Origin of the sequence: Streptomyces sp. CMB-StM0423 (genome assembly GCF_002847285.1) — a bacterium.
In the GTDB taxonomy this organism is placed as follows: Bacteria; Actinomycetota; Actinomycetes; order Streptomycetales; family Streptomycetaceae; genus Streptomyces.
The window spans coordinates 393694-406792 of sequence record NZ_CP025407.1 but is presented as its reverse complement, the minus strand read 5'-3'; the positions used below and the strand labels follow the sequence as shown (position 1 = coordinate 406792).

Below are 13099 nucleotides of genomic sequence, written 5' to 3'. Positions count from 1 at the left end.
CCTCGTAGACGGCCAGGACAGATCCGTGCCGGCGCCCCCGGCAGCCACCGGACCACGGGTGCAAGGCCAGTCATCGACGGCCTGTCTTCGCGCGCGATGTCCGAGATCATCCGTCTCGAGCACACCCGCAACTATCTGCAGCCAGGCGACGTCAGCGCGGCTGTGCGCCTGTGGAAGGACTACGTCCACCAACCCGAGCGTGATCTGTGGCACGACTACGAGTGGGGCAACGTGCACTGGTACTGCTGCGGCAACCCTCTCGAAGCCCGAGCCCTCCTCGACACCGTGATGCAGGCCGTATCACCACGAAGCGCCCGCGAATTTCGAAAGATCGTTAGCCGGTCAGACGCCGTCTGGAACCGTCTCTCCTCCCCGCCCTATGACACGGACGGAAGATAAAGAACAAGCTTAAGAGCTTGTCTCATGTGGTGAGTTTGGCGAGCTTCTTGTAGCAGGTCAGGGCCGCTGCGAGGCCGAGGAAGGCAAGGAAGTGGCTGCCCTTTCGTTCGTATCGGACGGTCAGGCGGCGGTAGCCGAAGAGCCAGGAGAGCGATCGTTCGATCTTCCAGCGGTGCCTGCCGAGGCGCTCGCTGGACTCAACGCCCGGGCGGGCGATTCGGGGGACGATGCCCCGGCGACGCAGCCAGGCCAGCCGTTCGGTGGAGTGGTACGCCTTGTCGTCGGCGCGGAGTCTGCCCGGGCGGCGCCTGCGCCGGCCGCGCCGGGAGCGGATCGCGGGTATGCCCACCACCAGCGGCAGGAGTGCCTGGCTGTCATGGACGTTCGCGCCGGAGACGCCGAGGACGAGAGGTAAGCCCTGAGCGTCGGACAGCACGTGGAGTTTGCTGCCCTTCTTGCCCCGGTCGACCGGGTTGCGCCCGGTCAGCGATCCCCCCTTTTCGCGCGGACAGAGGCTGCGTCCACGATCGCCGAGGTCCAGTCCACCTCGCCGCGCGCGCCGAGCTCGTCCAGCACGGCCCGGTGCAGGCGTCGCCACAGCCCCTCCTTCGTCCAGGCCGAGAAGCGGCGGTGGGCGGTCGCCGGCGAGAGGCGGATCAAGGGCTCGTCGGGGTGTAGATCGGCCATCACGCCGAAACGCGAGGACAGAAGGCTGCCCATGGTGAGGTCGAAGGGATCCGTGTCGCGCAGTCGTTTGGTCAGCGCGCTGGCGAGCTGGTTACGTTCGTCCTGCCCGATGGCAGAGGCGACTTGGTCCGTGATCTGGTCGATGGTGATGTGCAGCCAGCGGTCCTCGACATGGCTGAGGGGGAAGTCCTGTAGGGCTGCGCGGGCACCGCGAATGTAGGCCCGCAATTGGAATGTCCCGTTCCGTGATGACGGCCTGCATGTTCTCGCTATATCTCATTCGTGGGCCACGGCATCTTGTCTCACGATCTTGGCCCTTATGCTGTGGTGCCATCCAGCGGGATCGTCCCCCGGCCTCCCGGGTGATCGTCTTCCCGGCGTTGTTGGCCACCACGTCGACCAGCGCGACTGCGTCGATGCGGAGCGGCGTATTGCCGGGGCGGACTTGCGTTCGCGTCGGTGGATCTGGCGAAAGTGGTCAAGATCGACTTTGTCGGTGACGTACGACTCCGTCAGATGCAAGACGCCGGTCTCGCACGAGGTGGCTTCGGAGCCGAGCACGACCTCGAAGGCTCACGTGGCGGCGGTTCGCAACTCCTGCAGAGGCTCGTCAGGCTCAAGATCGAAAATGACGTCGTACGCAAGGGCACTGCCCACGGTGATGGCGAGGAGGGTGACTGTCTCCATCTGCCGCGTCAGTTCGGCGGTCAGGGCCTGACTGATTGTGCCTGCTGCCACGGTTTCCCGTCTCGGGTCCTCTGAGGCAGGTGACCACACTCGCTCTCCTGTACGTGTGCAAGGTGGCTCTGTCTGTGAGTCACGATGTCCACTGGAAAGTTGGCTTCACCCGAGCCGTACAGGTAGAAATAGCGCATGGACTTGAACTCCCCGGTAGCCGTCGCGTTCATCGCCGCCGTTGTATCCGTCCTCGGAACGCTACTGACGGTCCGCGCCGCAGTTCGGACCAGCCGCAACTCAGTCGTTCAGGCCCACAACGCAGTGGTTCAGGCGCAGGTCCAAGAGATCATCAAGAAGAGGATCGAGTTCTATCCCAAATTCTGGAAGATACCTGTTCGCTACGAAACGAACTGGACCCTCACTAACCAGGACAAGACCCGTGAATGGGCCGAGCAGTACGCCCAAGATCTCAACGAGTTCAATCTCGAGGGTGGCGTCTTCTTCTCCCAGGCTGTCTACGAGAAGTTCTTCGAGCTGCGAGAGCTGCTCCACGAAGCCATCGATGAAACTCTCCCCGGCGCCGAGGTTCCGCGCGGCCTCACCGACCGCATACGGCGAGTCTTCTACGGCGACCGCATCTACGGCCCCGGCTTGTCCACCCTCCTTAAAGATGACCTTGGTAGCTACCAAAACGCTTTGCTCGCTCGCCGCAGCGACCGTTAAGCGGACTGGCCCCTGCTTCCTCGCCGTTCGCCACGGGCGAGGGGCGGTTGACATCTCCACGATCACGGCGGGAAACACCGCCGCATAGGTCGAGACCCGGATCAGCACTACTTCAGGGGAAACGATCAGACGGGAGTTAGTTTCACTGCCTTGTCCCTTGGGGCAGAAAGGGGCCACCGCTAACGAGAAAGGGACATCGGAAATGTGAACCTACAGCCGGTGTAGGCTCGCAATCGGAATGTCCTGTTCCGTTGCGGTGGCCTGGTCTTCCTTGACTGTCTCATTTTGGGGTCACGGCGCTTCTGTCTCACGATCTTGTCCCTTGGGGGCTGCCACCGCTGTCCATGGACTCATCCACGCTTGCCCGGGACTGCCTGTTCCCACCATTCTCGGTCAGGCACACAGCGTGCAAGCTGGCTCGGCTACTACCGAGCGAGCTCTTCCCGGGTGGCAGCAGGAGCTCCGGGCACAAAGCGGCTGGACCTGCTCAGCCTGTGCACTGGGGCCAGTGATGGTGCTCTGCCCGCAGGGCACGGGAAGTGCAGTACGGATCCGCAGAGCCGTCACCGGTCAGGCGGCCACCGCTTCCGGGCGCGCCTCCATCTGGACGTCCCGGCGACCGCCTAACACCGCGCGGAAGTGGATCTGGCACCTGTACCTCGACAGGTACCGACGAGCGGCCGGGGGCAGCAGGCAACGGCTTTCGGGGCGGAGTTGGCGGATCGCTCGGCCGGAGGTGAAGGCGGGGCGTCACGGCGGGTCGGGGATGTGGTGGACGGCGAGGACGGCGGCGTCGTCCCGCAGCGCGCCGCCGGTGTGGGCGATGATGTCCGCTGTCAGTGCGTCGGCCAGGTCGTCGGGGTCGTGGAAGGTGCGGCCGTCGAGTGCGGTGGCCGGGTCGTAGAACTCGCCGAGTGCGTTGCGGGCCTCGGTGACGCCGTCGGTGTACATCAGCAGGAAGGTGCCGGGTGGGAAGTCCGTGTGGCGTACGTCGTCCTTGAGCGCTTCCGGTTCCCTCCCCAGGCCGAGTGGCGGTGCGCTTTCCGGCACGGGCAGGTAGCGCGGTGGCCTGCCGGGCGGCAGCAGCAGGGGTGGCGGGTGGCCGCAGCAGACGGCGTGCAGTCGGTCCGGTGCGCTGTGAGGGATCTCGGCGAGGACGGCGGTGACGAATCCCTCTTCGGGGTCGAGGAGGTGCATCCGGCGGTTCTCGCGCAGCAGTGCCTGTTCCAGTCGCCAGGCCAGGCGGGCCAGCTCCGGTTCGTGGGTGGACCACTCGCGGAAGGCGCCCAGCACCACGGCTACCGCCGCGGCGGCGCCCAAGCCCTTGCCGGAGACGTCGCCGACGATCAACCGGGTGCCGAAGGACGTCTCCTGTGTCGCGTACAGGTCACCGCCGACCAGTGTGCCCCGCTGCGCCGGGCGGTAGCGTGCGGCGATTCGCAGCGGGCCGGTACGCGGCGGCGGTGGCGGTACGACGGCTCGCTGCACGATCTCCGCGATACCCAGCGCCGACGCCGTGCGTCTGTGTGCCGCGGTCACGACGGCGTTGACGGCCAGCGCGAGTCCCGAGACCACCACGACGGTGCTCACCAGCACCCATCGTTCCGTCGCCGAGAGGTCGGGAGGTTCGCTGACCACGGTCAGGAAGGGCGTGGTGATCACGATGGTGGCCACCGCGGTGGCGAGGGTGGTCCGCGGGGTGTCGATCGCCGCGGCGATCAGCGGCGCGGCGACGAACAGACCGATGAAGGTCAGGTGGGCAGGGGTCACGACGTTGAGGAGGGCCGCGATGCACAGCAGGAGGGCTGGGAAGAGGCGCACGTACCAGCGCGGAGCCGACCACGCGCCAGGGAGGTCTCGGAAGCGGGAATGAGCCGGCGGTGGGATGGACACGGCTCCCATCTGATCCGGGCGCGCAGTTGCCATGAAAGCACCCGGGCAGCAATGCGATGATCTTCACCCGTGTGCTCTCTGACCAACCGGCCAGCACGCTATGCCGCCTTATGTCATGCCCGGCCGCCCGTCGATGCTGCTGGTACGAACCGGTACGCGCGGGGCACCCGAGGCACTCCCGCTCCCCGCGGAAACAGCGGGTCGGGCGAGGCGGGTAAGTCGTCGGGCCGAGGGGAGCTCCCTCCTCTGGCCGCCAAACGTGTGGTGTTGCGTGGCTTGTGCACGACACCGACGCACCGCCGGGCCGCCACCGTCCCTCGCCGTCCGAGGATGGGCGCGTCAACCACATTCCCCAGCAAGCCCTAAGGATCCTGGAGACAAGGTGCGCACATCCACGTGGCGGTCACTGTCCACTCTCGCCCTGCTCACAGCGTTGGCCGCATCGGCGTGCGCCGGCCAGGACGGTGACGGCGGCGAGGTGGCGAAGGTGGCCGATCAGAGCGCCACCGCCTCGCCCACCGCGAGCCCGAGCGTCAGACCCGGCGACTTCACCGGCCGCGTCGACAACCCCTTCCTGGCGTTCGCGCCGGGCACGAAGTTCACCTACGACCTCTCCAGCGGCGATGGCAACGGCCGGGACGTCGTAGAGGTCACGCACCAGACGAAGAAGATCCTCGGCGTCACCACGACCGTCGTGCGCGACCGCACCTATATCGGCGGCTCGCTGGTCGAGGACTCCCACGACTGGCTCGCCCAGGACCGCGACGGCACCGTCTGGACCTTCGGCGAGGACTCCAAGACGATCAAGAACGGCAAGGTCGTCAGCACGGAGGGCTCCTGGCAGGCGGGGAAGAAGGGCGCCGAGCCCGGCATTGCCATGCTGGCCGACCCGAAGAAGGGGAAGCGCTACGTCGCGGAGTCGGCCCCGAAGGTCGTCGAGATCCGCGCCGAGGTGCTGAGCCGGAACGCCTCCGTCACCGTGCCCTTCGCCTCCTACCGCAACAACGCCTTGGAGATCAAGGAGACCAACTCCCTGGAGCCGAACGTGGTGGCGCACCGGTTCTACGCCAAAGGTGTGGGCCTGGTGTCCACCGAGGTGACGGGCGGGGGCGGCGAGAAGATGGAGCTGGTCAGGGTCAAGCGCCCCTGACGCCCGCCGGACCACCGGAGCAAGGGCCGTCCACTCGTGGCGAAGCCTGTCCTTGGAGGTCGATCCGGGTGGTCCTTGATGGCGCGAACCGGTGATCCGAAAGCTCCACCGCCTCACCCGGAGGTGCCTGTGATCACGCCCGTGCTGGGCCCCGTGCTGCTCGCCGCCGCTCGCAAAGTCGCGTCAATGCCGCCACCCCCCCCACCCGCTGAGGCCAAAACGAAGCAGTTCGCCTGGCTCTGCCCCAGCGAGGGCACATCCAGGGCACATGCGGGTCGGAATTGCCGGTGACCAGCCTCGACTACTGAAGGTAGTTTCGGCTGGTCACCGGCAATATCGGCGCATCGTCGCAGGTCAGCGCTCCGCTGTGATCACTGGCTTCGCTTTTGGTCCCGCTGTCAGCTGATGTTGCAGACCGACTTGATGTCGCAGTACTCGAACCCGGTCTGGGCGAAATACGCGTCATTGTCGAGCGGGCGGATCTCGGATGTGAACCGCCCAAGGTCGCCACCGGCATCCGTGTTCTGCTTGGCTGGGACTGCGGCGCGGCCGCAGATCTCGTTCCATGTCGGATACGGGTAGTTGTTGTCGAGCTCCAGCATCCAGCCGCCGTCGGACTGCTTGTCCGCGTAGAACTGCGCGCAGTGCTTGGGTGCGGACGGGTTCCGTTGCTCGCTTGCTACATGCCTACGCGAGCACGCCAGTCTGTGGGCAGGTGCGGGAGTCGGGAGCAGCGCGGCGGTCCCCACCTGTGCAGTGCGGCCCGGCTACGGCGCTTCTTCTGCGCCAGGCTCAACCGCCCACCGCTCGGGCAACCAGTTCCGTCCGGGCGTCAGGTAGTTGGTGATCATGGATCGTCTTGAGCGGTCAGGGGGCGGTGGCTGGTTCATCCGTGCAGGGGGAGGCGATGTCGTCTGGCCGACTGCTCTCTTGGGGCGACCACCAAGATCGGATGTGAGCGGCGACTACCGCGGCGAGGAGGGTCCAGGCCAGGGCGAGGAGCCAGCCGCCGATTACGTCGCTGATCCAGTGCACTCCGAGCCACACGCGACTGATCCCGACCAGCATGGCCCATGCCACGACCAGGGCTATCCACAGGCGTGCTGCTGGCGGGCGTCGGGAGAGGAGTGCGAGAACGAGCAGGCCGGCGGCCATCGCCGAGATCGCGGCGTGCCCGGAGGGGAAGGACCAGCGTGAACCGTGGGTGAGCCAGTCGTCCGCAGGCGGGCGCGGTCGGGCGATCTGTGTCATGAGGGCGTAGCGCACCTTCTCTCCCAACGCCAGCCATGCCGGGAACGTGAGGGCAGGAAGGGCGAGTCTGGTCACCGGGCGCTGGGCGCGACCAGTGATCAGGGCGGGCGCGGCGATCAGTCCGGCCGCCACGGCCAGGAGGTAGGGGACGATGCCGATGCCGGTCGCCGTGACCGAGCGGACATCGGCAACGGCGGAGGACGATCGGCTGTTCAGCGCGAGGTCGTGGACAGCAGTATCGGGCGGCAGCGGGCCGTTTCCGCCGACAAGCACGACTGACGCCAGAGCCGCGAACGCAGCAGCGGCCAAGGCGCACAGCCACCCGCTGCGAGTCCCCAGGGCGGGGGGTGCTGGGGGTGGGCTGGAGTTGTTCATGGGGCGATCACCCCGAGACGGCAGATGGACATGGCATGAGCGCCCCACCACTAGTGTCTACGTTCATGTAGTCGGTCTACGTCACTGTAGACGACCGGAGGGGGCGGCCCTGGCGAAAGCAGCGCTTCGACGCTCTTCGGCGACGACGTCGTCCGCGCCTACCGCGCCCCGGACGCCGTCGGCTTCGATGACCAGGAGAGCGGGGCAATCTCGTGGTTGTCGGGGCGCCGTAGCCGTAGGAGGCCGGTGCCGGGGAAGGGCAGGAGGGGTCACACCACGCCGAGGTCCCGGCCGACGAGAGAGTCGGCGTTCCAGTGGCGCATCTCTTCGAAGGCGCGCGGGGAGAGCAGGGTCATGTCGGTGGTGATGCCGCTGAGGACGGCACCAAGCGCGACGCCGGCGAGGACCAGCCTGATCGGGTCTACCGGACCGCGTCCGGCGGACCCGATCAGGTAGATCGCGCCGGTGATCAGGATGGCGCCGGCGAACGCCAGCCACACGTAGCCGGTGAGGGAACCGATGCCGAACGGGCCGACACCGAGGGCGACGAAGAACGCGGCGCCGGCGGTGACGCCGAGGATCCCCGGGTCGGCCACCGGTGGCGGGTGAGTGCCTGGATCAGCCCGCCCGACACTCCCAGTGCTGCGCCCACCGCGATGCCGACGATGGTCCTGGGCAGACGCACGTGGTGGACGATGCGGCCGTCCTCGTCGGCCGTGGGGTGGAACAACACCTCCCACACCACCGACACTCCGATGCTCTTGCTGCCGATGTGGGCTGGGTGTTCAGCTCGCCGCTTCCCCTGTGCCGGCCCTACCGAGCAGTGCGGTCGTGGGGCCGCTGTGGGTGATCCGGCCTGCTTCGAGGACGTGGACCGTGTCGGTGTAGCGGGTGATCAGGGTGTGTTCGTGGGAGACCACGACCAGGGTCATCCGGTGTAGGGCGCGCAGGTGGGTGAGGAGGTCCATGATCCCCGCGGCGGTGTCGGCATCGAGGGCGGAGGTGACTTCGTCGCAGAGCAGGATGCCGGGTTTGCAGGCCAGGGCGCGGGCGATGGAGACGCGCTGGCGTTGTCCGCCGGACAGTTCGCCCGGGTAGCGGTCGGCGTGGTCGGCGGGGAGGTCGACCTGGGCGAGGAGTTCGGCGACGCGGGCGGGCCGGGCGGTCTTGGGCAGGTCCGGGCGCATGCGCAGGGGGCGGGCCAGTTGTTGGCCGACCGTGTGCCGGGGGTTGAGCGTGGCGAGGGGGTCCTGGGGGACGAGTTGGATACGGCGTCGCTGTTCCCGCGTGCGGCTCTGGGCGCGTGCGGCCAGGGCGTGGCCGTCGAGGGTCAGGCGTCCGGTGTGGGTGGGGTGGAGTCCGGCGAGGATGCGCAGGAGGGTGGTTTTGCCCGACCCGGAAGGGCCGGTGACGGCGGTGGCCGAGCCGGGGGCGGCGGTGAACGCGACGCCGGTGAGGACGGGATGCCGGCGGCGGCCGTTGCCGAAGTACGCGTCGATCGCTTCGGCGGCGATGCCGTCGCCGTCCGAGGTGTCGTACGTGGCCGAGGCGGCGGGCCGGTCGGTGGCTGCGCGTGGGGCCGGGGTGGGGGAGGGCCTGGTGGTGAGGCGGATGGTGTGGTCGGCGCAGGTCTTCGCCAGGTGCGGGTCGTGGGTGGCGACGACGACGGCGAGATCCCGGCTGGTGGCGAGGTCGCGGAGAAGGTGGGCGATGTCGTCGCGTACGGCCGCGTCCAGTCCGGCGGTCGGCTCGTCGAGGAGCAGGATCCTGGGTGTACGGGCGAGGGCGCGGGCAAGCGCCACGCGTCGCTGCTGGCCGCCGGAGAGGGCGGTGGGCCTGCGGTCGGCGATCCCGGTGTCGACAGGCAGCCGGCACTCGGCCAGCATGCCGAGGACGTTGTAGGCCGACGGATCGGTGGCGAGTTCGGCGACGAGGCGGCGGGCGGTCATGCGGGGGTTGAGGGCGGAGCCGGGGTCCTGGCCGACGTAGGCGACCTCGGTGCGGCGCAGGGCGCGCAGTTCGCCGGTCGGCAGACGGTGCGGGGTGCGGCCGAGGACGTCGACGCCGCCGTCGACGACGGCGCCGGGGGGCAGATGGCCGATGAGTGCGCGCAGCAGGGTCGTCTTGCCGGAGCCGGAGGCGCCCATGAGGGCCGTGACCTGTCCCGCGTGGATCTCCGCGCTGGTTTCAGGCAGCAGCACGGGCCCTGCCGGCAGGCGTACAGCCAGGCCGGTGACGGTGACGAGCGGGGGCCGCGGTGTGCCTTCGGCGGCGAGGACTGCGGGACGGGCGGGGGCCAGGTCGCTCACGGGCGGGTCACCGCTTTCGCCGTGGTGTCGGGGGTCAGGGAGACGGTGACCAGGTTGACGGTGATGGCCAGCAGGGCGATGGCCAGGCTGGGGGCGATGACGGCCCAGGGGTTCAGGAGGATGCCGGAGGCGTTCTCGCGGACCATCAGCGACCAGTCGGAGGCCGGAGGCTGGGGTCCGATCTGGAGGAATCCGGCCATGGAGATGACGTAGACGGCTTCGACGAACCGGAGTCCGAAGAGGGTGAGGACGGTGGCGCGGAGGTTGGGCAGGATCTCGCGCAGGGCGACGTAGACGGTGGACTCGCCGCGGGCCAGGGCTGCTTCGACGTAACCGGCTGTGGCGAGGGGGGACGCTGCCGCGGCGACCACCCGGATCGCGTATGGCGTGCCCAGGACGATGGCGGCGACGATCACGGCCCAGCGCCCGCCGCCGGGCCAGGCGAGGCCGATGAGCATGATGCCCAGCAGGGGCGGCAGGAGGATCGCGATGTCCGCACTGCGCTCGACGAGGCGGCCGAGCGTGGGCCGGATCACGGCGACGCAGCCGATCAGCGCGGCGGCCAGGGTGATGACGACGGCGACGGTGAGGGCGCCGGCGACGAGGAGGGTGCCGCCGTGCAGTACGCGGCTGAGGACGTCACGGCCGAGCTGGTCACCGCCGAGCGAAGCGCCGTCGCCGGCCGGGGCGAAGGGAGCAGTGACCGGGGTGTCGATGGTGTGGGGTGCGATCAGCGGCCCGGCCAGCGCCAGCAGCAGCGGCACGACCGCCATGGCCACGAGCGCGACGGCCCTCGCCCGGCGGGGCACGCGGACCCGGCGGGGAGGCCGCCGGGACGCCTCGGGCGCGGTGGCGGTCATGCGCGGGCTCCCAGGGTGGCGTCGCGGATGAGGTCGGCGGCGAGCAGGACGAGGCTGATGACGGCTCCGGCGCAGATGACGACCCCGGCGATGAGCGGGGTGTCGCGGGCGGCGACCGCGCCGGCGAGGACGGCGCCGATACCGGGGTAGTTGAACAGGGTCTCGACGACGACCGCCCCGCCGAACAGCAGACCGGTGGAGGTGGCGATGCCGGTGGCGATGGCCGGGACGGCGCCGGGGAGCTGATGGCGCAGCAGGACCCGGTGTGGCGGCAGGCCGTCCAGGTGCGCGGCCTCCACGTGTGGTGTGGTGGCCTGGTCGGCCAGGGCGCCGCGCACGACGCGGGTGTTCCAGCCGGTCTGCGGGATGACCAGGGCGAGGACCGGCATGATCAGCATGGTCCAGGTCGTGGGCCGGCCGTCGCCGCCCGTCACCGTGACGGCGGGCAGCCAGCCCGTCCACAGGGACAGCACGAGCAGCAGTGCCGCGGAGATCACGAACTCCGGCACCGCGAAGGCCGCGGTCGAGGTGTGGGTGATGATGCGATCGGTCAGGCGGCGCGGGCGGGCGGCGGCCCAGCAGCCGAGCAGCAGAGAGAGCGCCACGGTGATCACGAGTGCGGACACGGCGAGGGTGAGGGTGTTGGGCAGGGGGTCGGCGAGCAGCTCGGTGACCTTCTGACCGCGGGCGGAGGTGCCGAGGTCTCCGGTGGGCAGCGCCGTCATCCAGTCGGCGAACCGTTCCCACAACGGCCGGTCCAGGCCCAGCAGGTGGCGCCGCTCGGCGAGGTCGGCCGCGCTCTCCCCGCGCTCGGCCGAGGCGGTGGCCGCATCACCCGGCAGCAGTTCGACCGCCGCGAACACCAGCGCCAGCAGGACGACGAGCATCAGGACCCGGCGCCCGACCGTTCCGGCGATGTGTACGGCCAGACCACCGGCGGTGGTTCCGGCCCGACGTGGGGCGGTGGCCGCCCCCGCGTCGGGAGCGGCCACCGGGCCGGTCTTGACCGGCTGGCTCAACTCAGCCACACACCTTCGAGTTGGACCCGGCCGTAGCCGGCCAGCTTGGGCAGGTTCTGCACCTTCGCGGCGGCGAGGTCGATGCCGTCGGCCATGCCCCACAGCAGGTAGCCCGAGCGGTCGTGCTCGATCTGCTGGAGTTCCGTCAGTGCCGCCGCGCGCTGCTTCGGTTCGTCGGTGCTGATGGCTTCGCGGTAGGCGGCGTCGAACCCGGCGTCCTGCCACCCGGCTTCGTTCTGGCCCGCCTCGCTGACCATGGTCTTGGAGGCGTAGAAGACGACGGAGTCGTTGGTGCCCCAGTAGGTGGTGTAGAAGTCGCCGGACTTCCAGGTCTTCTCCCAGAACGCGCCGGACTCCTGCTTGACCACCTCGACCTTGATGCCGGCCTCGCCGGCCTGGTTGGCGAAGAGGGTCGCGGAGTCGGCGAGCCCGGCGATGTCTTCGGTGGTGACCAGTTCGTACGTCCGGGAGAAGTCGAAGCCCGCGTCCCTCAGCAGTTGCTTGGCCCTGGCCAGGTCGCGCTTGCGCTGCGGGATGTCCTTGGCGTAGTCGGGGTCACCGGTGCCCATGATGTCGTTGGCGACCGTGCCGTAGCCGGACAGGACCTGCTTGACCATCGCCTCGCGGTCCACGACCAGGCGCATCGCCTCACGCACCCGCTCGTCCTCGAAGGGGCTGCCCTCGCCTGTGCGCATCACGATCGGCATCGCCATGTCGTCCGGGCGGCGCAGCACCTGGATGTCCTGGCGGGCTTCCGCGGTACGGGCGGCCACCGCACCGGCGTTGGAGGCGAGGTCGATCTGTCCGCCGATGAGGGCGTTCGCCATCGCCTGCGGTGTTTCGAACATGGTGACCTCGATGGCGTCGAGGTGCACGGCCGGGCCGTACCAGTCGTCGTTGCGGACGAGGCGGGCGTTGCCGTTGCGGTACCAGTCCAGCTTGAACGGGCCGGTGCCGGGTGCCTTCTCGATCGCCGAGTCCTTGGTGTCCTTCTTCATCACGAAGGACGCGAAGCGGGTCATGAGCGGGAAGTCGGCGTTGGCGTAGTCGGAGACGACCACGACCGTGTCCGTGCCCTCGGCGCTGATGTTCTTCGCCTGGATTCCGGGCAGGCGGGCCGCGCCGGAAGGGGTGTTGCGCAGCCGCTTCAGCGACCACACGACGTCCTCGGCGGTCACCGGGCTGCCGTCGTGGAACGCCGCACCTTCGGCGATCGTGAACTTCCAGGTCTTGAGATCCGCGGACGACTCCCACGAGGCGGACAGCCGCGGGGCGGTGTTGGTCTTGGCGCCGGGGACGGTGAGGGTGTCGAAGACGAGGGCGATGACGAGGTAGTCGCTCTCGTTGGTCTGGGTGCCGTGCGGGTCACGGGTGATCGCACTCGCATGCCCCAGCGCCCCCACGCGCAGCGTGCCGCCCGGGCGCGGCTTCCCGTCCGCGCCGGAGGACCCGGCGTTCCGCGAGCCGTCACTTCCGCCGCTGCAGGCCGCGAGAAACCCGGCCGCTCCGATACCGGAGCCGGCCCACAGCAACTGCCGTCTGGTGACGCCCACGTCTCGTCCTCTTCTCAGATCCACCCGGGTTTTCTTAGGGTTACCTAACCGAAGTCGGCCAGACTTCGCAAGGTGTCCTGCCCCACTCCCCGGCTCCTTGCTGTGCCCCGGCCGCGGCTCGACTTGCCTGCTCAGCCGCGTCGTTGGAGGGCGTCGGAGGTATCCGGGGCGGCTCGAAGGCGGGATCACGCAAGGTAGCCAA

The 13099-nt window shown here is 69.1% G+C and carries 12 protein-coding genes and 2 pseudogenes; 3 read left to right on the top strand and 11 right to left on the bottom strand.

The annotated features are described in order from the left end of the window. Positions 1–96 precede the first annotated feature (96 nt). Positions 97–399, top strand: a complete 303-nt coding sequence (locus CXR04_RS01820; RefSeq protein ID WP_199850374.1) for a hypothetical protein — start codon at positions 97–99, stop codon at positions 397–399. Positions 400–421: 22 nt separating this feature from the next. Here CXR04_RS01820 and CXR04_RS01815 read toward each other — a convergent pair. Together CXR04_RS01815 and CXR04_RS34700 are read right to left on the bottom strand one after the other, a co-directional pair. Further along, positions 422–1062: pseudogene (locus CXR04_RS01815) on the bottom strand (IS5 family transposase); the annotation flags it as partial. A gap of 597 nt (positions 1063–1659) precedes the next feature. Next, on the bottom strand, positions 1660–1824 hold the full coding sequence (locus CXR04_RS34700; RefSeq protein ID WP_159072247.1) for a hypothetical protein: 165 nt from the start codon (positions 1822–1824) through the stop codon (positions 1660–1662). Positions 1825–1959: 135 nt separating this feature from the next. Between CXR04_RS34700 and CXR04_RS01810 the strand changes: the two genes are divergently transcribed. After that, positions 1960–2487 (top strand): hypothetical protein, encoded by a 528-nt coding sequence (locus CXR04_RS01810; RefSeq protein WP_101420144.1) that lies wholly within the window; start codon positions 1960–1962, stop codon positions 2485–2487. Positions 2488–3237: 750 nt separating this feature from the next. Here the strand turns inward: CXR04_RS01810 and CXR04_RS01805 are convergent. Further along, entirely contained in the window at positions 3238–4308 is a 1071-nt protein-coding gene (locus CXR04_RS01805; protein ID WP_159072246.1) for a PP2C family protein-serine/threonine phosphatase, read from the bottom strand. A gap of 454 nt (positions 4309–4762) precedes the next feature. Here CXR04_RS01805 and CXR04_RS01800 point away from each other — a divergent pair, with 454 nt between their 5' ends. Continuing rightward, positions 4763–5530 carry a hypothetical protein gene (locus tag CXR04_RS01800; RefSeq protein ID WP_159072245.1) on the top strand — a complete coding sequence of 256 codons (768 nt, stop codon included), beginning with the start codon at positions 4763–4765 and terminating at the stop codon, positions 5528–5530. A 398-nt stretch (positions 5531–5928) separates the two neighbouring features. Here CXR04_RS01800 and CXR04_RS01795 read toward each other — a convergent pair whose 3' ends face one another. From CXR04_RS01795 to CXR04_RS01765, 8 genes and pseudogenes are all read right to left on the bottom strand, one after another. Then, entirely contained in the window at positions 5929–6132 is a 204-nt protein-coding gene (locus CXR04_RS01795; protein WP_101420141.1) for a hypothetical protein, read from the bottom strand. A 265-nt stretch (positions 6133–6397) separates the two neighbouring features. Then, entirely contained in the window at positions 6398–7090 is a 693-nt protein-coding gene (locus CXR04_RS01790) for a phosphatase PAP2 family protein (RefSeq protein ID WP_159072244.1), read from the bottom strand. 335 nt (positions 7091–7425) lie between these two features. Then, positions 7426–7752: an iron chelate uptake ABC transporter family permease subunit gene (locus CXR04_RS01785; RefSeq protein ID WP_199850373.1), complete on the bottom strand. Its 327-nt coding sequence runs from the start codon at positions 7750–7752 to the stop codon at positions 7426–7428. Between the two features lie 17 nt (positions 7753–7769). Next, positions 7770–7928: pseudogene (locus tag CXR04_RS36820) on the bottom strand (iron chelate uptake ABC transporter family permease subunit); the annotation flags it as partial. 13 nt (positions 7929–7941) lie between these two features. Beyond that, positions 7942–9465 (bottom strand): ABC transporter ATP-binding protein, encoded by a 1524-nt coding sequence (locus tag CXR04_RS01780; protein ID WP_234379992.1) that lies wholly within the window; start codon positions 9463–9465, stop codon positions 7942–7944. Further along, the gene (locus CXR04_RS01775; RefSeq protein WP_101420138.1) at positions 9462–10325 is read right to left on the bottom strand and encodes an ABC transporter permease; all 864 of its coding nucleotides are present in this window, start codon (positions 10323–10325) and stop codon (positions 9462–9464) included. Before CXR04_RS01775 ends, CXR04_RS01780 begins: the two co-directional genes overlap by 4 nt. Then, a complete protein-coding gene (locus tag CXR04_RS01770) occupies positions 10322–11344 on the bottom strand; it encodes an ABC transporter permease (protein ID WP_442802346.1) in 1023 nt (340 codons plus the stop codon). Before CXR04_RS01770 ends, CXR04_RS01775 begins: the two co-directional genes overlap by 4 nt. Next, positions 11341–12897, bottom strand: coding sequence for an ABC transporter substrate-binding protein (locus CXR04_RS01765; protein ID WP_101420137.1), 1557 nt, complete (start codon positions 12895–12897; stop codon positions 11341–11343). Before CXR04_RS01765 ends, CXR04_RS01770 begins: the two co-directional genes overlap by 4 nt. Positions 12898–13099 lie beyond the last annotated feature (202 nt).

What these genes read in the sequence shown, in the direction of transcription:
- CXR04_RS01810 (WP_101420144.1), top strand. Translation starts at nt 1,960, where the DNA reads ATGGACTTGAACTCCCCGGTAGCCGTCGCGTTCATCGCCGCCGTTGTA.
- CXR04_RS01795 (WP_101420141.1), bottom strand. Translation starts at nt 6,132, where the DNA reads ATGCTGGAGCTCGACAACAACTACCCGTATCCGACATGGAACGAGATC.
- CXR04_RS01775 (WP_101420138.1), bottom strand. Translation starts at nt 10,325, where the DNA reads ATGACCGCCACCGCGCCCGAGGCGTCCCGGCGGCCTCCCCGCCGGGTC.
- CXR04_RS01820 (WP_199850374.1), top strand. Translation starts at nt 97, where the DNA reads ATGTCCGAGATCATCCGTCTCGAGCACACCCGCAACTATCTGCAGCCA.